This is a genomic window from Brevundimonas naejangsanensis (assembly GCF_000635915.2).
GTDB lineage: Bacteria > Pseudomonadota > Alphaproteobacteria > Caulobacterales > Caulobacteraceae > Brevundimonas > Brevundimonas sanguinis.
The window spans coordinates 825,258-846,182 of record NZ_CP015614.1 but is presented as its reverse complement, the minus strand read 5'-3'; the positions used below and the strand labels follow the sequence as shown (position 1 = coordinate 846,182).

Annotated in this window: 20 protein-coding genes; 8 read left to right on the top strand and 12 right to left on the bottom strand. The window is 67.4% G+C overall.

The annotated features are described in order from the left end of the window. The first annotated feature begins 56 nt into the window (after window positions 1-56). Both DA69_RS04030 and DA69_RS04025 read left to right on the top strand, forming a co-directional pair. On the top strand, window positions 57-2,960 hold the full coding sequence (locus DA69_RS04030; RefSeq protein ID WP_235599208.1) for a TonB-dependent receptor plug domain-containing protein: 2,904 nt from the start codon (window positions 57-59) through the stop codon (window positions 2,958-2,960). Window positions 2,961-3,252: 292 nt separating this feature from the next. Continuing rightward, the gene (locus DA69_RS04025) at window positions 3,253-5,001 is read left to right on the top strand and encodes an acyl-CoA dehydrogenase (RefSeq protein WP_025977348.1); all 1,749 of its coding nucleotides are present in this window, start codon (window positions 3,253-3,255) and stop codon (window positions 4,999-5,001) included. Between the two features lie 7 nt (window positions 5,002-5,008). Here DA69_RS04025 and DA69_RS04020 read toward each other — a convergent pair whose 3' ends face one another. Further along, a complete protein-coding gene (locus DA69_RS04020; RefSeq protein ID WP_025977349.1) occupies window positions 5,009-5,893 on the bottom strand; it encodes an SDR family NAD(P)-dependent oxidoreductase in 885 nt (294 codons plus the stop codon). A gap of 246 nt (window positions 5,894-6,139) precedes the next feature. On the opposite strand from DA69_RS04020, the gene DA69_RS14245 reads away from it, so the two are divergent. Next, entirely contained in the window at window positions 6,140-6,373 is a 234-nt protein-coding gene (locus DA69_RS14245) for a DUF2945 domain-containing protein (protein WP_327020082.1), read from the top strand. 10 nt (window positions 6,374-6,383) lie between these two features. Here the strand turns inward: DA69_RS14245 and DA69_RS15000 are convergent, their stop codons facing one another. The 4 genes from DA69_RS15000 to tpiA all read right to left on the bottom strand — a co-directional run bounded on the left by DA69_RS15000 (window position 6,384) and on the right by tpiA (window position 9,598). Further along, complete coding sequence (locus tag DA69_RS15000) at window positions 6,384-6,512, bottom strand: hypothetical protein (protein ID WP_268750902.1); 129 nt, start codon at window positions 6,510-6,512, stop codon at window positions 6,384-6,386. A 70-nt stretch (window positions 6,513-6,582) separates the two neighbouring features. Next, entirely contained in the window at window positions 6,583-8,235 is a 1,653-nt protein-coding gene (locus tag DA69_RS04015) for a CTP synthase (protein ID WP_025977350.1), read from the bottom strand. Between the two features lie 125 nt (window positions 8,236-8,360). After that, window positions 8,361-8,774 (bottom strand): preprotein translocase subunit SecG, encoded by a 414-nt coding sequence (gene secG / locus DA69_RS04010; protein ID WP_024352592.1) that lies wholly within the window; start codon window positions 8,772-8,774, stop codon window positions 8,361-8,363. A gap of 74 nt (window positions 8,775-8,848) precedes the next feature. Further along, on the bottom strand, window positions 8,849-9,598 hold the full coding sequence (gene tpiA, locus DA69_RS04005; protein WP_025977351.1) for a triose-phosphate isomerase: 750 nt from the start codon (window positions 9,596-9,598) through the stop codon (window positions 8,849-8,851). Between the two features lie 130 nt (window positions 9,599-9,728). On the opposite strand from tpiA, the gene DA69_RS04000 reads away from it, so the two are divergent. Both DA69_RS04000 and trpE read left to right on the top strand, forming a co-directional pair. After that, window positions 9,729-11,654, top strand: a complete 1,926-nt coding sequence (locus tag DA69_RS04000; RefSeq protein ID WP_025977352.1) for a peptidylprolyl isomerase — start codon at window positions 9,729-9,731, stop codon at window positions 11,652-11,654. After that, on the top strand, window positions 11,654-13,171 hold the full coding sequence (trpE, locus tag DA69_RS03995) for an anthranilate synthase component I (RefSeq protein ID WP_025977353.1): 1,518 nt from the start codon (window positions 11,654-11,656) through the stop codon (window positions 13,169-13,171). Before DA69_RS04000 ends, trpE begins: the two co-directional genes overlap by 1 nt. Here the strand turns inward: trpE and DA69_RS03990 are convergent. Then, window positions 13,168-13,356: a hypothetical protein gene (locus DA69_RS03990; RefSeq protein WP_025977354.1), complete on the bottom strand. Its 189-nt coding sequence runs from the start codon at window positions 13,354-13,356 to the stop codon at window positions 13,168-13,170. The two genes, trpE and DA69_RS03990, sit on opposite strands and share 4 nt — an antisense overlap. 124 nt (window positions 13,357-13,480) lie before the next feature. Between DA69_RS03990 and DA69_RS03985 the strand changes: the two genes are divergently transcribed. From DA69_RS03985 to trpC, 3 genes are read left to right on the top strand one after another with little or no spacing between them, the layout of a single operon-like run. Next, window positions 13,481-14,089, top strand: a complete 609-nt coding sequence (locus DA69_RS03985; RefSeq protein ID WP_025977355.1) for an anthranilate synthase component II — start codon at window positions 13,481-13,483, stop codon at window positions 14,087-14,089. Further along, the gene (gene trpD, locus DA69_RS03980; RefSeq protein ID WP_025977356.1) at window positions 14,086-15,123 is read left to right on the top strand and encodes an anthranilate phosphoribosyltransferase; all 1,038 of its coding nucleotides are present in this window, start codon (window positions 14,086-14,088) and stop codon (window positions 15,121-15,123) included. Before DA69_RS03985 ends, trpD begins: the two co-directional genes overlap by 4 nt. Next, the gene (gene trpC / locus DA69_RS03975; protein WP_025977357.1) at window positions 15,123-15,926 is read left to right on the top strand and encodes an indole-3-glycerol phosphate synthase TrpC; all 804 of its coding nucleotides are present in this window, start codon (window positions 15,123-15,125) and stop codon (window positions 15,924-15,926) included. Before trpD ends, trpC begins: the two co-directional genes overlap by 1 nt. 134 nt (window positions 15,927-16,060) lie before the next feature. Here trpC and lpxB read toward each other — a convergent pair whose 3' ends face one another. Genes lpxB through DA69_RS03945 form a run of 6 tightly spaced genes read right to left on the bottom strand, consistent with a single transcriptional unit; the run spans window position 16,061 to window position 20,918 of the window. Further along, window positions 16,061-17,227 carry a lipid-A-disaccharide synthase gene (gene lpxB / locus DA69_RS03970; protein WP_025977358.1) on the bottom strand — a complete coding sequence of 389 codons (1,167 nt, stop codon included), beginning with the start codon at window positions 17,225-17,227 and terminating at the stop codon, window positions 16,061-16,063. Beyond that, complete coding sequence (lpxI, locus tag DA69_RS03965) at window positions 17,224-18,063, bottom strand: UDP-2,3-diacylglucosamine diphosphatase (RefSeq protein ID WP_025977359.1); 840 nt, start codon at window positions 18,061-18,063, stop codon at window positions 17,224-17,226. The genes lpxB and lpxI overlap by 4 nt, the downstream gene beginning before the upstream one ends. Further along, a complete protein-coding gene (gene lpxA, locus DA69_RS03960; RefSeq protein WP_025977360.1) occupies window positions 18,060-18,848 on the bottom strand; it encodes an acyl-ACP--UDP-N-acetylglucosamine O-acyltransferase in 789 nt (262 codons plus the stop codon). Before lpxA ends, lpxI begins: the two co-directional genes overlap by 4 nt. After that, entirely contained in the window at window positions 18,845-19,309 is a 465-nt protein-coding gene (gene fabZ / locus DA69_RS03955; protein ID WP_025977361.1) for a 3-hydroxyacyl-ACP dehydratase FabZ, read from the bottom strand. The genes lpxA and fabZ overlap by 4 nt, the downstream gene beginning before the upstream one ends. Beyond that, window positions 19,306-20,325 (bottom strand): UDP-3-O-(3-hydroxymyristoyl)glucosamine N-acyltransferase, encoded by a 1,020-nt coding sequence (gene lpxD / locus DA69_RS03950; protein WP_025977362.1) that lies wholly within the window; start codon window positions 20,323-20,325, stop codon window positions 19,306-19,308. Before lpxD ends, fabZ begins: the two co-directional genes overlap by 4 nt. A gap of 8 nt (window positions 20,326-20,333) precedes the next feature. After that, window positions 20,334-20,918 carry an OmpH family outer membrane protein gene (locus DA69_RS03945; RefSeq protein WP_025977363.1) on the bottom strand — a complete coding sequence of 195 codons (585 nt, stop codon included), beginning with the start codon at window positions 20,916-20,918 and terminating at the stop codon, window positions 20,334-20,336. Window positions 20,919-20,925 lie beyond the last annotated feature (7 nt).

Genomic DNA, 20,925 nt, shown 5'->3' with positions numbered 1-20,925 from the left:
TGCGTCGCGCAAGCGACCAGATCGAGAAACCCATGCAGTACCAAAAGTCATTCCTAATGGCCGGTTCGGCCCTGGCCCTGACGATGTCCGGCGCCCCCGCCCTGGCGGATGCCGATCAGACCCAAGCCACCAACGTCGAGGACGTGGTCGTCGTCGGCTCGCGCATCCGCCGCGACGTTTATAACTCCCCCTCGCCGGTTCAGGTCGTGACCCGCGAGGATGCGACGCTTCAGGGCTACGCCTCGACGGCCGAGGTTCTCCAAGGCACCGCCATTACCGGAGGCGCGACCCAGACGGACAATTCGCGAGCCGGCTTCACCGTCAACGGCGGCGCCGGGGTGAACACCATCGGCCTACGCGGCATGAGCCCCACTCGCACCTTGGTGCTGCTCAACGGCCGACGCGTCTCTCCCGCGGGCACGCGCGGATCGGTCGGCGCGGCTGACCTCAACGTCCTGCCCAGCGCCATGATCGAACGCGTCGAAGTCCTGCGGGACGGGGCATCGTCCGTTTACGGCTCGGACGCGGTGGCAGGGGTCATCAATCTGCAGACCCGCAAGAACTTCGAAGGCCTGTCCGTCGAAGCCACGGCCAATGTCCCTATGGACGCAGATGGGGCCGGCATGAGCAGCCGCCTGTCCATCGTAGGGGGTTTGCGCGGCGCCAACTGGCGATTGAGCGGGGCGGCTGATTATTTCGAACGAAATGAAATGACGTTGAGGGATCGCGACTTCACCCTCTGCAACCGCCTCATGCAGCGCAATCCGCAGACAGGGGCCAGCCTCGATTACATCGACCCGAACACAGGGAAGGCCAAATGCTTTCCGACGAACGGCTCAGGGGCCTCGATTAATCTGATCGGCACAGGCACGCGTACAGGTGTCGGCGCCCCTGGGGCTGTGGGAACCCAGTTCAACCGCTGGCGCCCAAACTCGGCCGTTGATACCGGGTTTGTCGGATGGGAAGGCGTGGGCGGCACGGGGGTCAACCTCGACGTGCGCGATTCATTCGACGACCGGATGCTGAACCGCTCTCTGATTTCGCCGACCAAGACCCTCAACCTCTATGCCGAAGGCGGCTACGGGCTCAACGCCCTGGGCGACGCTGAGCTTTATCTAGAGACCATGTATTCGCGTCGCGAGTCGTACCAAACCGGCACGCGGCAATTTAACCCCGACTATGCGGTAGGCAGCCCCCTGCTTCCAAACAGCCTGTCTTGGAGCCGCTACGGCGCCGACGAAGGCATGAGCAAGGGCAAGGACGTCGCGGTCAAGGCGTTCACTCTCGAACAGAATACAGCGCACCAGACGGTCGACTTCCAGCGTCACGTCGTCGGCCTGAAGGGCGACATCACGAGCCTGGACGGCTGGCGATATGACGCCTATCTCAGCTTCGCCCGATCCGACGCCGAATATCGCCAGCCGCAGTATTTGAAGAGCCGGCTGTCAGAAGCGCTTGACGTAGTGGTGGGTCCCGACGGCCGGTTCGTCTGTCGCGAACTCGCCAAAAACCCGGGCTGCGTCGCCGCGCCCGCCCTCTCCGCAGACCTTCTGAAAGGCAAGGTTCCGGCCGACTTCTTCGCTTATGTCTCCCCGGTGCACATCGGCAAGACGAAGTATGAAGAAACCGTCCTAGCCGCCGGCTTCGATGGACCGCTCTGGACCTTGCCGGCCGGACAGGTGATGGCGTATTTCGGCGCCGAATACCGCCATGCCTCGCTGTTAGACACTCCGTCTGAAGCGTCGCGCGCCTCCGATATCCTCAACTATACATCCGCAGGCATCACCAAAGGCGATGATTCTGTGATTGAGGCCTTCGGTGAGATTGACGTCCCCCTGCTTAAAGACTTGCCGATGATTCAGGACCTGAACCTGACCGCGTCTTACCGGTACACCGATTACGATTCGTACGGCGACGACACGACCTACAAACTGGGCCTCTTCTGGAAGACGAACGACTGGCTGAACTTCCGCGCATCCTACGGAACCTCGTATCGCGCGCCGGCCCTTTATGAACAATACGTCGGCGACACCTCCAGTTTCGGCAACGCTCTTTTGGACCCGTGCAACAACTTCGAGAGCAAGGACGCCTACATCAAGGCGAACTGCGCTTCGGAAGGCCTGGCGCCCGGTTTCACACAAAAAGGCAGCATCACCGTCATTCAGCGTGGCGGCGCCGCCACTGGCCTATCGGCTGAAACCAGCAGCAATCTCTCCTTGGGCGCAGTCTTCACGCCGCGCCTTAAGCAAGGCTGGGGCGATCTGGCTGTGGCGGTCGATTACTACGAGATCGAAGTCAATAATGGCGTCTCTCGCCTCGGCTCGGCCAACATCATGAACGACTGCTACGCGTCAACGCCGGACGAGTTCAAAGCACGGACGGGGCTCTGCCGTCTGATCAGTCGCGACCCGCAAACCGGACACCTGCGTGTCATCGACTCCTACGTCAATATAGCCACGGATGTCGTCAAGGGTTGGGACTACAATCTGCGCTATCGAAACGACGTCGGCCCCGGCCAGGTCGCCCTCAACGTGGCCGTGAGCTACACGCCCACTCAGGAACAGATGCTGTTCGACGACGAACCCGCAATCAATAGCGCCGGCGATATCGGGTCCCCCCGTTACAGCGGCACGGCCGACCTAGCCTATAGCGTGGACGACTGGCTTGTTCGCTGGGGTACCGAATGGGTGGGCGAGATGAGCGGCTACGAACGTCGAAAGCTCGACCCGGCGACGTCGATCTACAACCTGCGGACGCCCAACTATTTCTTGCATCATCTCTCGGCCCAGGTTCGCGCCCATGAATGGACGGCGACCGTTGGCGTTCGAAACGTCTTCAACGTCAATCCGCCCGAAATCTCGGCGACCTCTTGGTACTCCGTGTTTGGAAACGCACCGCTGGTGTCGTCCTATGACTTCGCAGGACGGACGGCTTTCATCAAACTGAGCCGCACGTTCTAAGCGGCGGCCCGGGCAGGTCGGCCAACCTGCCCGGGCTTTTCGATCAAGGCGCGCCCCAAGGATTCCCTGGCCCGCCAGCCCTTTCCGACGGCCAAGGCGGTCCCGTCGGGATGCGGCCGCTGAGAATCTCTTCCTCCAACGCCCGGCGAACAGCCTTCAGGCGCTGCAGTTGATTTGCCGCCTCTCTTTGTCCAACAATCCAACCATCGGCTATCAGGCATCGATCAAGCCGCCAACGCGGGGGATTAGTCGTGCCGGACCGCCACGACCGTCGCCCCGGAGCCCTGACCGCATGACCCATCCGCTGATCGTCCGTCGCGACCTGGATTTCATGCTGAATGACTGGCTGAAGATGGAGACGCTGTTCCAGGCGCCGGCCTTCGCCGATCACAGTCGCGAGAGCATCGACGCGGTGCTGGACCTGTCCGAAGCGCTGGCTGTCGATCTGTTCCTGCCTCACTACAAGGCGGCTGATGCGGCCGAGCCTCGGCTGGAGGATGGGCGGGTGATCACCCTGCCTGCGATCAAAACCGCTCTGAAGCAGTATGCCGAACTCGGCCTGTTCTCGGCCGGGTTCAGCGAGCAGTTGGGCGGGCTGGGCCTGCCCTATCTCGCCTGTTCGGCGTCGTTCGCCTTCTTCGGCGCGGCCAATATCGCCACGGCGGCCTATGCGATGCTGACGACGGCCAATGCGCGCCTGATCGCCGAGTTCGGCACGCCAGCTCAGGTCGAGGCCTTCGCCCTGCCCCAGATCGCGGGCCGGTGGTTCGGCACGATGTGCCTGTCGGAGCCGCAGGCCGGCTCGAACCTGGCGGACGTGCGCACGCGCGCCGTGGCCGACGGCGAAGACGAACTGGGCGCCCGCTATCGCCTGTCGGGCAACAAGATGTGGATTTCGGGCGGAGATCAGGACATCAGCGAAAACATCGTCCACCTGGTGCTGGCCAAGATCCCGCTGGACGACGGCGCCCTGCCGGACGGCACCAGGGGGCTGTCGCTGTTCATCGTGCCCAAAATCCTTCCGGACGGTCGGCGCAACGACATCAGCGTGGCGGGCCTCAATCACAAGATGGGGTATCGCGGCACGGCCAACTGCCTGCTCAACTTCGGCGAGGGTGAAGGCGCTATCGGCTGGCGCATCGGCGAGCCGGGGCGCGGCCTGCAACAGATGTTCCTGATGATGAACGAGGCGCGCATCGGCGTCGGTCTGGGCGCCGCCGCCCTGGGCTATCGCGGTTATCGCCATGCGCTGGCCTATGCGCAGGAGCGGCTGCAGGGCCAGCGGCCGGGCCACGCCGGTTCGGTCGCCATCATCGAACACCCCGACGTTCGCCATATGCTGCTGACGCAGAAAGCCTATGCCGAAGGCGCGCTGGCCCTGTGCCTGTATTGCGCCAAACTGGTCGATCAGCACGACGATCCGGACGCCGCCGCCCTGCTGGGCCTGCTGACCCCGGTGGCCAAGACCTGGCCGTCGGAATACGGCCTCGCCGCCAACGACATCGCCATCCAGATTCACGGCGGATACGGCTACACGCGGGACTTCGACGTAGAGCAGCTCTATCGCGACAACCGGCTGAACCCGATCCACGAAGGCACGACCGGCATTCAGGGGCTCGACCTGCTGGGCCGCAAGATCCTGCGCGCCGACGGCGCCGGGCTTGCGGTGCTGGAACGCCGCCTGGGCGAGACCTGTGACCAGGCCGCACAGAACGCCGATCTGGCTGCCGCCGCCGACGCCCTGCGCGCCGCCTGGCAGGATATCCTGCGCGCTTTGTGGGCGATTCAGAACCTGCCCGAAGCGACCCGCATGGACAATGCGACCGCCTTCCTGCGCGCGTTCGGCCATGTCGTCATGGCCTGGCTGTGGCTGGATCAGGCCAGGGCGGCCAGCCCGGCACCCGCCGACGCCTTCCACGCGGGCAAGGTGACCGCCTGCCGCTACTTCTTCGAGTTCGAGCTTCCCAAGGTCGGCCCGTGGCTGGCCGCCGCCATATCAGCCAGCGACCTGACCGGCGCCATGAGCAACGACAGCTTCTAGGCCCGCTTCACGCCGTCACCGGGCCTTCCACGCCCGCCGAGGCCATTTCCTGGGCCGCCTGCTGGAAGCCGAAGGCGGGGACCGCCTCGCCGGTGCGGTCAGCCGCCTCGGCCCAACGCGCGATCAGCTGTTCGCCGGCGTCCTCGGCCCCGCCGATGCGCACGCCCTGCGTCAGGGTGATGTTGGCCGTGGCGAAGTGGCCGGCGCCGGCGCACAGGATGGCGCGCGTCGGAGCGTCCTCGCTGACCAGGGCCAGCAGGCCGGGGCTGACCAGCGCCGGGTCCAGCGCCTTCAGCACCTCTTCGGACAGGATGCCCGCCGTCATCTGCGTCGCCGCTGTCGGGGCCAGGGCGTTGACCTTGATGTCGTATTTGGCGCCCTCGATGGCCAGGGTCTGCATCAGCCCGACCTGGGCCAGCTTGGCCGCGCCGTAGTTGGCCTGGCCGAAGTTGCCGTACAAGCCCGACGACGAGGTGGTCATGACGATGCGGCCGTAGTTCTGGGCGCGCATGATCTCCCACACCGCCTTGGAGCAGATGGCGGCGCCCATCAGGTGCACGTCCACCACCAGGCGGAAGTCGTCCATCGTCATCTTGGCGAAGCTCTTGTCGCGCAGGATGCCGGCGTTGTTGACCAGGATGTCGATCCGGCCCCAGGCCTGCATCGCCGCATCCACCATCGCCTGGACCGCGTCCACATCGGTCACTGACCCGGCCGCCGCCATCGCCTGGCCGCCCGCCGCGACGATCTCATCGACTACGCCCTGCGCCGCCGCCTCGGCCAGATCATTGACCACGACCTTCGCGCCCTGCGAGGCCAGATACAGGGCGTGACAGCGGCCCAGACCCCCGCCCGAACCCGTTACGATCGCCACCCGATCCTTCAGCAACATCCCTGCAAACTCCTATCTCGAAACTAATAGAAACTCATCACCGTGCGCCGTACTCAGCGCGCAGCCTCAGCTGGTCAGTCGCTTTAGGGCAGACCCCGCGCCCAGAAGCTCCCGCCATCGTGACCTCTATCCGCCGCAACCCATCATGGCGTTGACGGGTTCACTGAGCATGACTGGATTTGGCGGATATCTGCTTTCGGCGCTCGACGACCTGGTCAAGATGATCGTCGGACAACGGCGTCTTCTATGACCTCTGGAGGCAGGGAGATAATGGCGAAATTCTCAATCGGCGATCATGTCAGCTGGAATTCAGAAGCCGGCCGAGTGAGCGGTAAAATCATCCGCATCCATCGCCAGGACTTTGACTACGAGGGGCACAGACGACGTGCATCACACGACACGCCCCAATACGAGATCGCCAGCGACAAGACAGACCATGTCGCGGCGCACAAAGGAGACGCCCTAACCAGGCTCTCCTGAGCGGCGCTTCCTAGATCCCGCCGATCAGACGCAACATCGTGCGCGCCATCGCAAAAGCCAGCACCACGCCCAGCGTCACGCTGATCGCGAACACCGCACGAAAGTGGCGATGCAGGAAGTAGAGAATGTTTCCGGCCATGGGCGTCGTTCCAGATCGTTAACGACAGGTTGACACGAAAACCGGATAACACCGCTACAATCGTCTGTGATCAGACCAGCCGGCTCTGCACCAGGGCCGCCGCGATGAAGCTGGCGAACAGCGGGTGCGGGGCGAAGGGGCGGCTGCGATACTCGGGGTGGTACTGCACCCCGATGAACCAGGGGTGATCCCGACGCTCGACCGTTTCAGGCAGGACGCCGTCGGGCGACATGCCGGCGAAGAACAGACCGCCCTTCTCCTCCACCGCCTCGCGGTAGTTGATGTTCACCTCATAACGGTGACGGTGGCGCTCATTGATATCGGTCTGGCCGTAGATCTCGGCGATCTTGGAGCCCGGCGCCAGGGTCGAAGCGTAAGCGCCCAGGCGCATGGTGCCGCCCAGGTCCCCGCCCTGCTCGCGCTTGACGCGCTCATTGCCCTGAACCCACTCGGTCATCAGGCCGACGACGGGTTCGTCCGCGGGGCCGAACTCAGTCGAGGTCGCCTTGGGGAAGCCCGCCAGGTTCCGCGCCGCCTCGATCACCGCCATCTGCATGCCGAAGCAGATGCCGAAATAGGGAATCTTGCGCTCGCGAGCATAGCGCGCCGCCTCGATCTTGCCCTCCGCGCCGCGCTCCCCGAAGCCGCCCGGCACCAAAATGGCGTGGGCGCCTTCCAGACGTTCGGCGCAGGCCTGCGGATCGCCCTCGAAGGTGTCGGCCTCGATCCAGTCGATATTGACCTTGGCGTTGTTGGCGACACCGCCGTGCTGCAGCGCCTCGATCAGCGACTTATAGGCGTCCTTCAGGACAGTGTATTTGCCGACCACGGCGATGGTGACTTCGCCGTCCGGGTGCAGGCGGCGACGCACGATCTCGTTCCAGCCCGATAGTTCCGGCGCCGGGGCGTCGTCCATGCCGAAGTGGGCCAGCACCTGAGTGTCCAGACCCTCGCGGTGATAGTCCAGCGGCACCGCGTAGATGTCGGCGGAGTCCATCGCCTGAATGACGCTGTCGGGACGGACGTTGCAGAACTGGGCGATCTTGCGCTTTTCATCGGCCGGGATCGGCGCCTCGCAGCGGCACAGCAGGATGTCGGGCTGGATGCCGATGGAGCGCAGTTCCTTGACCGAGTGCTGCGTCGGCTTGGTCTTCATCTCGCCGGCGGTCTTGATGAAGGGCAGCAGGGTCAGGTGAACGAAGCACGACTGGCCGCGCGGCAGGTCCTGCTCCAGCTGACGGATGGCTTCGAAGAAGGGCAGGCCCTCGATGTCGCCGACCGTGCCGCCGATTTCGACCAGAACGAAGTCCACATCCTCGCCCGCGTCGGTCTTCGCCGGGTTCAGGCAGAACTGCTTGATCTGGTCGGTGACGTGCGGAATCACCTGGACGGTCGCGCCCAGATAGTCGCCGCGACGCTCCTTCTCGATGATCGTCTGATAGATGCGGCCGGTCGTGATGTTGTCCGACTTGGCCGCCGAGACGCCGGTGAAGCGCTCATAGTGGCCCAGGTCGAGGTCCGTCTCGGCGCCGTCGTCGGTCACGAAGACCTCGCCGTGCTGATAGGGGCTCATCGTGCCCGGATCGACGTTGAGATAAGGGTCCAGCTTACGCAGGCGGACCTTGTAGCCGCGCGCCTGCAGAAGAGCGCCGAGAGCGGCGGAAGCGAGGCCTTTTCCAAGAGAGGAAACCACGCCGCCGGTGATGAACACATAGCGAGCCATGGGCGGACACCTTACTCCATGATTCGTCCTGAGCGGAGAGCGGCTCTGAACAAATCCAAATGTTGATCAAAAGAAGAAAGCGCGCCTCGCGGCGCGCTTCCCCAAACTCGATGGCGGCGACGCCCTTACTGGGCGGGCGCGCCCTGGCCGGCGGGCAGGCTGGCTTCCAGATCGTCCAGCGACGGGGCGGCCGGAGCGGCCGGGGTCGCCGGAGCGGCTTCCGGCGCCGGGGCCGTCTGCTCAGGCTGATCCAGGGCGATGGAGCCGACGGCGTCGGCGTCGATCACCGACCGCGAACCGCGCGCATAGTTGCCTGCGATCGTCAGGCCGATGGCGCAGACAAAGAAGGCCACGGCCAAAATCGACGTCACCCGGGTCAGAAGGTTGCCCGCGCCACGCGCCGTCATGAAGCCCGACGGTCCGCCGCCCATGCCCAGGGCGCCGCCCTCGGAACGTTGCAGCAGGATCACGGCCGACAGAGAGACCGAGATGATGATCATCGCGACGAGCAGAATGGTCTGGAGCATGGCGTCATTCATGTGGGCGCAGAAACGCGCCGATCAAGCGGCGGCCTCTAACACCGTTGAGGGTTTCGAGCAAACAGTCCGCGCGCTCAGGCCGCGCGGATGATGCCCAGGAAGTCTTCGGCCTTCAGCGAGGCGCCGCCGACCAGGGCGCCGCCGACCTCGGCCACGGCCAGGATCTCCTTGGCGTTCGACGGCTTGACCGAGCCGCCGTACAGGATCGGCGCGGCGCGGCCGCCCTCCCCCAGCTTGGCGATCATGGCGGCGCGGACGGCGGCGTGGACCTCTTCGATCTGCTCCAGCGTCGGCGTCAGGCCGGTGCCGATGGCCCAGACCGGCTCATAGGCGACTGCAAAAGCCTTGCCCGCCAGCGAGGCCGGAAGCGAACCGGCGACCTGACGGCTGACGACCTCGACCGCTTGCCCGGCTTCGCGCTCCTGCAGCGTCTCGCCGATGCAGATGATGGGCTCCAGACCAGCGGCCAGGGCGGCCTCGACCTTGGCGGCGACATCGGCGTCCGTCTCGCCGAACCCGGCGCGACGTTCCGAGTGGCCGAGAATCACCAGACCGGCGCCCGCCTCGCGAACCATCTCGGCCGAGACCGAACCGGTGTAGGCGCCCGACGCTTCGGCGTGGCAGTCCTGCCCGCCGATCTCGACGACGCCGCCCTCCAGCGCCTGCGCCATCCGGTCGATCAGGGTGGCCGGCGGGCACAGGGCCACGCGGCAGGCCGCAGCCTGCTCCTTCAGCGCCTTTGCAAGAGTTTCAGCCTCGGCCAGGCTCGCGCCCAGGCCGTTCATTTTCCAGTTGCCGGCGACCAGCTTCACAGATTGTGTCATGCGGCTTGTCTAGTGGCGAGCGCGACAGAAGCCAAGATGTCGTCAGGCCTCACTTGCGGCGGCGGCCCCGCACCCCCTATACGCGACCCTTGGCGCCCCTTTGACGCCGGCCCTCGTCAGGTTCTTTTCGATGATCACGTACTTCCGAAACTTCGCCAAGTCGAAATGGGCCGCAGGCCTGTTCGCCCTGATCATCCTCAGCTTCCTGGTGGTCGGCGCCCAATCCGACATCTTCGCCAACCTGGGGCCGCGTCACATCATCAGCGCCGGCGACCGCAGCGTGGATTCGGGGCAGTTCCGCGCCGACTTCGAGCGCGTGCGCGCCAATCTTCAGGAACAGGCCGGCCGTCCCGTCAGCTATGACGACATGGTCAAGGAGAACCTGCACCAGCAGTATCTCGACAGCCAGACCCAGCGACTGGGCTTCCTGGACTGGGCCTATAAGGCCGGCATCCGTCCGGGCAAGGAACTGATCCTGGCCCAGATCCGCAAGATTCCCGCCTTCTTCAACCAGATCACGGGCCAGTTCGATAAAGACCTGTACGCCCAGGCCCTGGCCCAGCAGAACCTGACGTCCGAAATGCTGGAAGACGACCTGCGCGACCAGTATGTCACCGCCCACGTCGGCTCGGCCGTCTTCGCCGGTCTGCAGGCGCCGCGCGTCTACGCCGCCCTGCTGGCGGGCCAGGCGCTGGAGACGCGCGACGGCCGCTGGTTCTCGGTCACTCAAGCCATGGCGGGCCGCGCCGGCGCGCCGACCGACGCCCAGCTGACCGCCTTCATGAAGGAAAACGAGGCGCGCCTGCGCAGCCCCGAGTTCCGTATGATCTCGCTGGTCCTGTTCTCGCCGGGCCCGAACGACGCCCGCCCGGCGATCACCGAAGAGCAGATCAAGGAGCGTTATGAGTTCCGCAAGGCCGCCCTGGCCGACCCGGAGAAGCGCACCTTCGTCACCCTGACGGTCCCGACCAAGGACGCCGCCGACAAGATCGCCGCCGACCTGCGAGCCGGCAAGGCTCCGGCCGAGGTCGCCAAGGCCAACAACATTCAACTGGGCGACTACAAGGCCACGCCGCAGGCCGCCGTGGGCGACCCCGCCGTCGGCGCCGCCGTCTTCGGCCTGGCCGCCGATCAGGTGTCGGCGCCGATCCAGGGCCGTCTGGGCTTCACGGTCGCCAAGGTCGCCGCGATCCAGGCTGGCGAGGCCGTGTCGCTGGAAAGCGCCCGCGCCGCCGTGGTTCAGGAGCTTCAGGCCGAAGCGGTGAAGGCCGCGACCTACGCCAAGGTCGAACAGTTCGAGAAGGCGCGTCAGGAAGGCAAGAACCTGGCCGACGCCGCGACCGCCGCCCAGGCCCGCGTCATCCAGCTGCCGCCCTTCACCGAACAGGGCCAACTGCCGGACGGCCAGCCGATGAACGCCCCGCGTCAGGTTCTGGAAAGCGCCTACGCCCTGTCCAAGGGCGGCGAGAGCGACGTCATCGACGCCGGAGACGGCCAGTATTTCGCGGTCCGTCTGGACGAGATCCGCCCGTCGGCCCTGCCGACGCTGGACGAAGTGCGCGCGCCTCTGGGCCAGCAATGGACGATGCGTGAGAACGCCCGCCTGCTGTCGGCCAAGGCTGAAGAGCTGGCCGGTCGCATCCGCGCCGGTGAAGACATCGCCAAGGTCGCCGCCGACGCCGGCGCCCAGTTGACGGTCCGCACCGCCGTCCAGCAAAGCCGCGAGTCGCAGGCTCAGGTCGGCGACGGCGTGCTGCGCGGTCTGTTCGGTCAGTCCAAGGGCCAGGTGTTCTCGGGTCAGCAGGCCCAGGACAGCTTCGTCGTCGGCCGTGTCGACGCCATCCACGCCGCTGATCCGGCGCAGGCGGCGCCGCTGGCTGAACAAGCCCGGGCGCGCCTGACCGAGGAACTGGCCAACACGATGGCTGACCGCACCATCGCCGCCGCCGCCGCACGCACCAAGTCGCGCAATGACCCGGCCCTGGCCCTTCAGGCCCTGGGCGTCGAGGCCCCCGCCGCTCCGGCGGCGGCCCCGGCCGCTCCCGCCAAGAAGTAATGCTGCAAGACCGCGACGCCTTCATCGCCGGCCTGACGGCGGGCCGCCCCCAGGTTCTGGTCCGCCGTCTGGTCGATGATCTTGAAACACCCGTTTCGGCCTTCCTCAAGGTCGGGCACGGGCGGCGCTACGCCAGCCTGTTCGAGTCGGTCGAGGGCGGCGCCGTCAACGGCCGCTATTCCTTCGTCACCCTGTCGCCCGACGTGGTCTGGCGCTGTCGGGACGGCAAGGCCGAGATCGCGCGCGGCGCCGACGTCCTTACGGAAACCTTCACGCCGGAAGACCGGCCCGCGCTGGACTCCCTGCGCGCCCTGATCGCGGCGACGAAGTTCGAGCTGCCCGCTGACCTGCCCCCCATGGCCGCCGGTCTGTTCGGCGTGTTCGGCTATGACATGGTGCGCTTGCTGGAGCCGCTGGGCCCGGCCAACCCGGACCCGCTGGACCTGTCCGACGCCGTCATGGCGCGTCCGGCGCTGGTCGCCATCTTCGATTCGGTGAAGCACGAGATCGTCCTGATCGCCGCCGCCTATCCCGACACGGTGACGGACCCGGCTCAGGCCTACGCCGCCGCCGAGGCCCGGCTGGAGGATTTCGAGGACCGCCTGCGCGGCCCCCTGCCGATCCAGCGCGAGGTCGAGCCTGTTGCGGCGCCCGACTTCCACTCCCCCGTGGGCGAGGCCGCCTTCGGCCGCATGGTGGCGCGGGCCAAGGACTACATCGCCGCGGGCGACATCTTCCAAGTCGTGCTGGCGCACCGTTTCTCGGCGCCGTGGAGCCAGGACCCGTTCGCTTTCTATCGCTCGCTGCGTCGCGGCAATCCGTCGCCCTATCTGTTCTTCCTCGACTATGTGGATTTCCAGCTGGCTGGCTCCAGCCCGGAAATCCTGGTCCGGCTGAAGGACGGGCGCGTCACCATTCGCCCACTGGCGGGCACCCGTCCGCGCGGCGCCACGCCCGAACTGGATCAGGCCCTGGAAGCCGAACTGCTGGCCGACCCCAAGGAGCGGGCCGAGCACCTGATGCTGCTGGACCTGGGCCGCAACGACGTGGGCCGCGTGTCCTCGCCCGGCTCGGTCGAGGTCACGGAAAGCTTCGTGGTCGAGCGCTACAGCCAGGTCATGCACATCGTCTCCAACGTGAACGGCGCCGCCGATCCGAAGTTGGACGCGGTGGACACCCTTTTGGCCGCTCTGCCCGCCGGCACCCTGTCGGGCGCGCCCAAGGTGCGGGCCATGGAGGTCATCGACGAGCTTGAGACCGAAAAGCGCGGCGTCGGTTACGGCGGCGGCGTCGGCTACATCTCGGCCAATGGCGAGGCGGACATCTGCATCGTCCTGCGCACCGCCATGTTCGCAAAGGGCCAGATCTTCGTTCAGGCCGGCGCAGGCGTCGTCGCCGACAGCGACCCGGCCGCCGAATATGCTGAAACGCTGGCGAAAGCCCGCGCGCCGATGAAGGCGGCCGAGGACGCGTGGCGATTCACCGCGACCACTCGCGGCCAGGGTTCCGACGGCTAAGGATTGGAAACCGTGGCAGCCTGGTCAAACGATACGCCCGGGCCCACGACCATGGTTCCGGCCAACAGAACCGCCGTCGTCGCGGCGAAGGCGGCCGCCGCCAGCAGGCGCAGCGGCTGGGGTGGCTCGCTCGGCGCCTCGTTCAACAGGGCGCGGGCGTCACGGATGCATTCTACAGGGGTCAAGACGGATTTCTTCCGATGGCGATGCTCCTGTATCGCCCGGACAGCTTAACGTCCGCTTTCAATCGGCCCGTTTGCCTTCCATGCTTGGGCCGCCCTGCCTCCCCGTCTTCAAGAAGCCTTCGCCATGATCCTCGTCGTCGATAACTACGACAGCTTCACCTACAATCTCGTCCACTACCTCGCAGAGCTGGGCGCGCAGACGCACGTCGTCCGCAACGACGACCTGACCGTTGAAGAGGCATGGGCGCTGAAGCCCGAGGCCGTTCTGCTGTCCCCCGGCCCCTGCGCGCCGGATCAGGCGGGCATCTGCCTGTCGCTGATCGAGACCGCCGCCGAGACCATGCCCATCCTCGGCGTCTGCCTGGGCCATCAGTCGATCGGCCAGGCCTTTGGCGGCGAGGTGGTGCGCGCCAAGACCCTGATGCACGGCAAGACCTCGCCCATCCTGCATGAAGGACGCGGCGTCTTCGGCGGCCTGCCCTCGCCCTTCACGGCGACGCGCTACCACTCCCTGGCCGTGCGCCGCGCGACCCTGCCCGACGCGCTGGAGGTCACCGCCTGGACCGAGGACGGCGAGATCATGGGCCTGTCGCACCGCACGCGGCCGATCCACGGCGTCCAGTTCCACCCGGAATCCATCGCCACCGAACACGGCCATGAGATGATCGCCAACTTCCTGGATCTGGCCGGCGTCAAGCGCCATTCCAGCCTGAAGAATCTGGCGAGCGTGTGATGGACACCATAAAGCCCCTGCTGGCCCAGCTGGTCGAGGGCCAGGTGCTGACCCTGGACGAGGCCAAGGCCTTCTTCGCCGCCTGCCTGCGCGGCGAGCCCACCCCGTCCCAGGTCGCCGCCGCCGTCACCGCCCTGCGCATCCGCGGCGAGACGGTGGACGAGATCGTCGCCTTCGCCAGCGCCATGCGCGAGGCCGCCCTATCGCTGAACCACCCGTTCGACGAGGTGATCGACACCTGCGGCACCGGCGGCGACGGCCAGCACACCTACAATGTCTCGACGGCCGCCGCCTTCGTGCTGGCGGGCGCAGGGCTGAAGGTCGCCAAGCACGGCAACCGCGCCGTCAGCTCCAAGTCCGGGTCGTCCGACGTTCTGGCCGCCCTGGGCGTCAATCTGGACGCCACGCCCGCCCAGCAGGCGCGGGCGCTGGACCGGGCCGGCGTCGCCTTCCTGTTCGCACCGACCTATCATGGCGCCATGCGTCACGTCGGGCCGGTGCGCGGCGAGATCGGCTTCCGCACCGTGTTCAACCTGCTGGGACCGCTGTGCAATCCGGCGGGCGCGACGCATCAGGTCATGGGCGTCTATGATCCCGCCCTGCTGGAGCCGTTGGCCGAGGTTCTGGGCCGCCTGGGCGCCCGGCGCGCCTGGACCGTCAACGGCCAAGGGCTGGACGAACTGACCACCACAGGTCCGACCGAGGTGGCGGAATGGAAGGACGGCGCCGTGCGCCGCTTCACCGTCACGCCCGCCGACGCCGGACTGCCGCTGGCCACGCTGGACGACCTGCGCGGCGGCGACGCCGAGCACAATGCGGCGGCCCTGACCGCCCTGCTGGCGGGCGAGCGCGACCCCTATCGCGACATCGTCCTACTGAACGCCGCCGCCGCCCTGGTCGTGGCCGGGCGGGCCGAAGACCTGAAATCCGGCGCCGAACTGGCCGCCGCCGTCATCGATGACGGCCGCGCCGCCGCCGCCCTGGCTGAACTGGTGCGCGTCTCCCACGCGCCGATCGAAGACGAGGACGCCTGATGAGCGACGTTCTGGACCGCATCGCCGCCTACAAGCGCGAGGATGTCGCCGCCCGCAAGGCCGCCGTTTCGCAGGACGCCGTTGAGGCCCGCGCCCGTGAAGCCTCGGCGCCACGCGGCTTCCGCGCCGCCCTGGCCCGCCGGTTCGCCGAAACCGGCCGCCCGGCCCTGATCGCCGAGATCAAGAAGGCCAGCCCGTCCAAGGGGTTGATCCGCGCCGACTTCGACCCGCCCGTCCTGGCGCAGGCCTATGAGCGCGGCGGCGCCGCCTGCCTGTCCGTGCTGACCGATGGGCCGAGCTTCCAGGGCGACGACGCCTATCTGACCGCCGCGCGCGCGGCGGTGGCCCTGCCCTGCCTGCGCAAGGACTTTCTGGTCGATCCGTGGCAGGTGGCCGAGAGCCGGGCGCTCGGCGCCGACTGCATCCTGATCATCATGGACATGGTGGACGACGCCTTGGCCGCCGAACTGCTCACCGAGGCGACCCGCTGGGGCATGGACGCCCTGATCGAGACGCACGACGCGGACGAGATGGCGCGCGCCGCCCAACTGGTCGACGGCCGCGACGACGCCTTGATCGGCGTCAACAACCGCTCGCTGCGGACCTTCGAGGTCGATCTGGCGACGACGGAGCAACTGGCGGCGATGAGCCCGGCCGGCGCGCTGCTGGTCGCCGAAAGCGGCCTGTTTACGCCGGAGGATGTAGCGCGCGTGGCGGATGCGGGCGCCCGCGCCCTGCTGGTCGGCGAAAGCCTGATGCGCCAGGCGGACGTGGAAGCCGCGACGCGGGCCTTGCTGGCCTAAGCCCCCACCCTCGCGTCGTCCCCGAAGCCCGAAGGGCTATCCGGGACCGGCGGAAACGCCGAACACCGATCCGCTGCGCCTTGGACGGTCCCGGCTCTTCGCCCCTGCGGGGCTGCGGCCGGGATGACGGCGAGTTAGCCCGCCTTCGCCGCAATCACCCGCAGCACCGCATCCGCCGCCAGGTCCGACGGGTCCGGTCCGCCGCGCCCCATCAGGTCCAGAGCCTCGGTCTGACGACGCGCCTGATCGGCCGCCGCCTCGCGATCGGTCAGCAACCGCCCCACCGCCTTGGCCAGGGCCTGCGGCGTCGCCTCATGCTGGATGAACTCCGGCGCGATGGCCTCGTCGGCAGCGATGTTGAACAGGGTGATGTGTTTGGCCGTCACCAGCCGTTTCATCAGGGCGTAGCTCAGCCCGTCGATCTTATAGGCGATGACCATCGGCGCGCCCGCCAGCGCCAGTTCGGTCGAGACCGTGCCGCTGGTGGCCAGGGCGGCGTTCGCAGCCTTCATCGCGTCGTACTTGTCGGCTTCCTGCACGACGTGGGCGCGGAACGGCCAGGCGGCGACGCGGCCCGCCACATCGGCGGCGACAGTGCCCGCCGCGACGACGGCGACCTCCAGCCCCGGGATCTCGCCCTTCAGTTGCTTCACCGCCTGCTCATAGACAGGCGTCATGCGTGTAATCTCGCTGGGCCGGCTGCCCGGCAGGACCAGCAGCAGCGGCGCATCCGCCGCAATGCCCCGCGCCGCGCGGAAACGGGCGCCGTCGGCCCCCGCCATGTCGACGTGCAGCGCCTGCGAGCCGACGACAGTCGTCGGCAGGCCCGCCTTCTCGAACCACGGCGCGTCCAGCGCGTAGAGGGCCAGCAGGTGATCCACCGCCCCGGCCAGCGTCTTGGCCCGGCCCGGTCGCGAGGCCCACACCTGCGGCCCGACGTATTTGATCAGCGGCGTCTTCGGCGAGGCGGCGCGGATCGCCTGGGCCACGCGGATGGTGAAGCCCCAGCTGTCGATCAGCACCACGGCGTCCGGCTTTTCAGCCGCCGCCAGCGCCGCCGTCTCGGCCACGCGCTTCTTGACCCGGCCATAAGCCTTCAGCCCTTCGATCCAGCCCAGGATCGACAGTTCGGCGATATCGAAGGGGCTGACGACGCCCTCGGCCGCCATCTTGGGGCCGCCCACGCCGACGAAGACCACGTCGTCGCCCAGCCGCGTCTTCAGCGCTCGCGCCAGCCCGGCGCCCAGAGCGTCGCCCGAGGCCTCGGCCGCCACGAGCATGACTTTCAGAGGACGGCTCATCGCTCAACGCCCCAGACGAACAGGCCCAGACGATCGGCCGCCTCGACCAGACTTTCGTGGTCGATGACGATCAGCCGTCCCTCAAACCCGCCGATCCCCGCCAGGCCCGCGGCGGCGGCCAGTTCGACCGTGGTCGGCCCGATCACCGGCATGTCGACGCGGAGATCCTGGATCGGCTTGGGCGCCTTGCCCAACGCGCCGCGCGCGAAACCCGGCGAGCCGCGCAGGTCGGCGGGCAGATGCGCCACGCGGCGCAGCATCTCGTCCGTGCCTTCCTGCGCCTCGACCGCCAGCACCAGGCCGTCGCAGACGACCGCGCCCTGACCGATGTCCAGTTCGCCCGATTTTTCAGCGACGTGCAGCGCCTTCCTCAGATCCGAAAGCTGCTCACCGGTCGGCGCAACGCGGCCCAGCGCCCCAGCCGCCAGCATCTCGCCGCCTAGGAGATCGTCCGCGCCCTCGACGGCGAAGCCTTCATCCTCGAATACCGACAGGATCTTCCGCAGCAGGGCGTCATCGCCCTTGGACGCCGCCGCGATGATGCCGGGCAGCAGGGACGCGCCCTTAAGATCAGGCTTCAACGTCTTGAAATCCGGCCGGTTGACGTAGCCCGCCAGACAGACAGCCCGGCAGCCCTCAGCGCGCATGGCCTTCACGATCTTGCCGATCTCGGCCATGCCGAAGTCCTGCCCGGGCCAGCGGTGCAGGTGGGCGTCGGCGAAGCCCTTCAGGCGGATGATGAAGACCTCGCGCCCATCGGCTTCGCACCGCTGGGCGACACGGATGGGCAGATCGCCCGAACCCGCGATCAGGGCCAGCTTGGGCGGCTCGATCATTCCGCGCCCGGCAGGCACAGCGGGCGCTTGCCGCCGTCACGGATGAAGGCGACGATCTCCATGATCTCGGGCAGGTCGGCATAGGCCTGCTCGACCCGATCCAGACGCTCGGCGAAGACGCCCGTACCTTCGAACAGGTCGCGATAGGCGGCCAGCAGGCGACGCACCGCATCCTTGCCGTAGCCCTTGCGTTTCAGCCCGATCAGGTTGAGGCCGTGCAGGCTGGCGTGGTTGCCCCAGGCCGAGCCGTAGGGAATGACGTCGCGCGTCACTGCGGCCAAGCCGCCGACGATGGCGCCCTGCCCGACCCGGCCGTTCTGGTGCACGGCGCACAGGCCGCCCAGGAAGACCTTGTCGCCGATCTGGGCGTGGCCGCCCAGGGTGGCGTTGTTGGCCATGACGACGTTGTCGCCGACCACGCAGTCGTGGCCGACGTGGGCGCCGGTCATGAACAGGTTGTTCGAGCCGACGCGGGTGACGCCCGTTCCTTGAGGCGTGCCCCGGTTGAAGGTGCAGTGCTCGCGGATCAAGTTGTTCTCGCCGATCTCCAGCCGAACCGGCTCGCCCTTGTAGCCGCCGTGCTGCGGATCGCCGCCGATGACGGCGAAGGGGTGGATGGTCGTGTTCGCGCCGACGCTCACGTCCTGCTGGATCACGACGTGGCTGACCAGGCGAACGCCCGGGGCCAGGGTCACGGCCGGCCCGACCGTGCACCACGGGCCGATCTCGACCCCGTCCGCCAGGGTCGCCGAGGCGTCCACCACGGCGGTCGGGTGGATGGTCACTGGGCGGGCTCCGCTACGGTGACGACCATGGCCATGAACTCGGCCTCGGCGGCCAGCTTGCCGTCGATAAAGGTCTCGCCGCGGAACTTATAGGCGTCGCCGCGCGCGCGGATCACCTTGACCTCCATGCGCAGCTGGTCGCCCGGACGCGCGGGCTTACGGAAGCGCACGCCGTCGATCGACATGAACATGATGACCTTGTCCGCCACGGCCACGTCCAGCGACTTGGACATCAGCAGCGCGCCCGTCTGGGCCATCGCCTCGACGATCAGCACGCCGGGCATGACCGGGTCGATCGGGAAGTGGCCGGGGAAGAAGGGCTCGTTGTGGGTGACGTTCTTGATGCCGACGATCGAGGTCGCCGCCACGAAGTCCTCAGCCTTGTCCACCAGCAGGAAGGGGTAGCGGTGCGGCAGGCGACGCATCACCTCGGCGTAGTCGATCTTGTTGTCTTCGCTCATTCTTTCGATTCCTTCGCGCCCTTCTTCTGGGACGCCTGTTTGGACAGCCATACCGTCTCGCGCAAGAACTGGCGAAGCGGCTTGGCGGGATAGCCGGACCAGATCTCGCCCGGCGGAACATCGGCCAGGACGCCGCCGCCGGCCGCGACGCGGGCGCCTTCGCCGATGGTGATGTGGTCGCCCACGCCCGCCCGGCCGCCGAAGATGCAGTTGTCGCCGCTGGTGACCGAACCCGAGATGCCGGTGTGCGCCGCCATCAGGTTATTGCGGCCGATGACGCAGTTGTGGCCGATCATGACCAGATTATCGATCTTGGTGTTCTCGCCGATGACAGTGTCGTCATAGGCGCCCCTGTCGATGCAGGAGTTGGCCCCGACCGTCACCCCGTCCTGCAGGATCACTCGCCCCAGTTGGGGAATGTCGACAGGCCCGGCCTTCGACCCGGCGGCGCCGAAGCCCGCCTCGCCGATACGCGCGCCCGCCAGCAGCTTCACCCGGTCGCCCAACAGGGCGAAGCCGACGGTGACGCCGGGGCTGATCAGGCAGTCGCGACCGATCTGCACGCCCGGCCCGATCACGGTGTTGGCGCCGATGCGGCTGCCCCGGCCGATGCGGACGCCCTCGCCCAGGATCACGCCCGGTTCGATCACCACAGTGTCGTCCTCGGCGGCCTCGGCGGCGCTGATCGCGCGATCCAGACGGACCGGCCGATGCAGCAGGGCCGACGCCCGCGCCCAAGCGGCCTGAGCCTCGCCCGACACGATGACGGCGGCGTCAGCGGGCGCCGCATCCACGGCCGACGACGGCACGATCACGCAACCGGCCTTCGTCTCGGCCAGAGCAGCGGCGAACTTGCGGTCGCCTAAAAACGCAATCGCGCCCCGGTCCGCACTGGACAGGGGCGCAACGGCCGAGATGACGACATCGCCGCCCCGGACCACCTCCCCGCCGATATGCTCGGCGAGGGCGGCGACCGTCAGGGGCGACAGGGTCTGAAAGAACCTCGGATCGGGCATGGCCCGTCTTACGACTGCGGCTGGGCCGGAACCGGCATGCGGTTGAAGCTCAGCGTCGGCAGCTGGGCGTTCAGGCGCTGGATCACCGTGTCGGTCACGTCCATGGCCGGGTTCATGATGAAGACGCTCTCACGGTCGAGCATGATGCCGCAGCCCTTCTCCTGATAGACGGCGACCAGCAGGGGCTCGATGGCCTCCGAAATCTTGCGGCGCTGTTCAGCCAGGGTGTAGCGCAGTTCATTGTCGCGCGTGGCTTCCAGTTGCTGGGCTTCCTGGATGCGCTGCTGCAGCTGCTGGCGGCGCTGGTTCATCTGGTCGGCCGGGATGGTCGCGGCACCTTGCTGCAGGGCCTGGGCTTCGGACTGAATGGTGGTGGCGTAGGGCTGAATCTCGCCCTGAACTTCCTGCGCCAGCTGTTCCATGCGGGTCTGCACGGCCTGGCCGACGGTCGACTGGGCCAGGACGCGTTGGTTGAAGTAGACGCAGACGCCGGGGATGGCCGGGCCGGGATTGGCCGGGCCCTGCGACTGGGCCAGGGCGGCCGAGGCGGTCAGCGAAGCAAGGGCGAAGGCGCCGATGGCGATGAGTTTCATAATCTAA

Coding starts and splice junctions, on each gene's coding strand:
- DA69_RS04030 (WP_235599208.1), top strand. CDS start 57: ATGGCCGGTTCGGCCCTGGCCCTGACGATGTCCGGCGCCCCCGCCCTG.
- DA69_RS04025 (WP_025977348.1), top strand. CDS start 3,253: ATGACCCATCCGCTGATCGTCCGTCGCGACCTGGATTTCATGCTGAAT.
- DA69_RS04020 (WP_025977349.1), bottom strand. CDS start 5,893: ATGTTGCTGAAGGATCGGGTGGCGATCGTAACGGGTTCGGGCGGGGGT.
- DA69_RS14245 (WP_327020082.1), top strand. CDS start 6,140: ATGACCTCTGGAGGCAGGGAGATAATGGCGAAATTCTCAATCGGCGAT.
- DA69_RS15000 (WP_268750902.1), bottom strand. CDS start 6,512: ATGGCCGGAAACATTCTCTACTTCCTGCATCGCCACTTTCGTGCGGTG.
- DA69_RS04015 (WP_025977350.1), bottom strand. CDS start 8,235: ATGGCTCGCTATGTGTTCATCACCGGCGGCGTGGTTTCCTCTCTTGGA.
- secG (WP_024352592.1), bottom strand. CDS start 8,774: ATGAATGACGCCATGCTCCAGACCATTCTGCTCGTCGCGATGATCATC.
- tpiA (WP_025977351.1), bottom strand. CDS start 9,598: ATGACACAATCTGTGAAGCTGGTCGCCGGCAACTGGAAAATGAACGGC.
- DA69_RS04000 (WP_025977352.1), top strand. CDS start 9,729: ATGATCACGTACTTCCGAAACTTCGCCAAGTCGAAATGGGCCGCAGGC.
- trpE (WP_025977353.1), top strand. CDS start 11,654: ATGCTGCAAGACCGCGACGCCTTCATCGCCGGCCTGACGGCGGGCCGC.
- DA69_RS03985 (WP_025977355.1), top strand. CDS start 13,481: ATGATCCTCGTCGTCGATAACTACGACAGCTTCACCTACAATCTCGTC.
- trpC (WP_025977357.1), top strand. CDS start 15,123: ATGAGCGACGTTCTGGACCGCATCGCCGCCTACAAGCGCGAGGATGTC.
- lpxB (WP_025977358.1), bottom strand. CDS start 17,227: ATGAGCCGTCCTCTGAAAGTCATGCTCGTGGCGGCCGAGGCCTCGGGC.
- lpxI (WP_025977359.1), bottom strand. CDS start 18,063: ATGATCGAGCCGCCCAAGCTGGCCCTGATCGCGGGTTCGGGCGATCTG.
- fabZ (WP_025977361.1), bottom strand. CDS start 19,309: ATGAGCGAAGACAACAAGATCGACTACGCCGAGGTGATGCGTCGCCTG.
- lpxD (WP_025977362.1), bottom strand. CDS start 20,325: ATGCCCGATCCGAGGTTCTTTCAGACCCTGTCGCCCCTGACGGTCGCC.
- DA69_RS03945 (WP_025977363.1), bottom strand. CDS start 20,918: ATGAAACTCATCGCCATCGGCGCCTTCGCCCTTGCTTCGCTGACCGCC.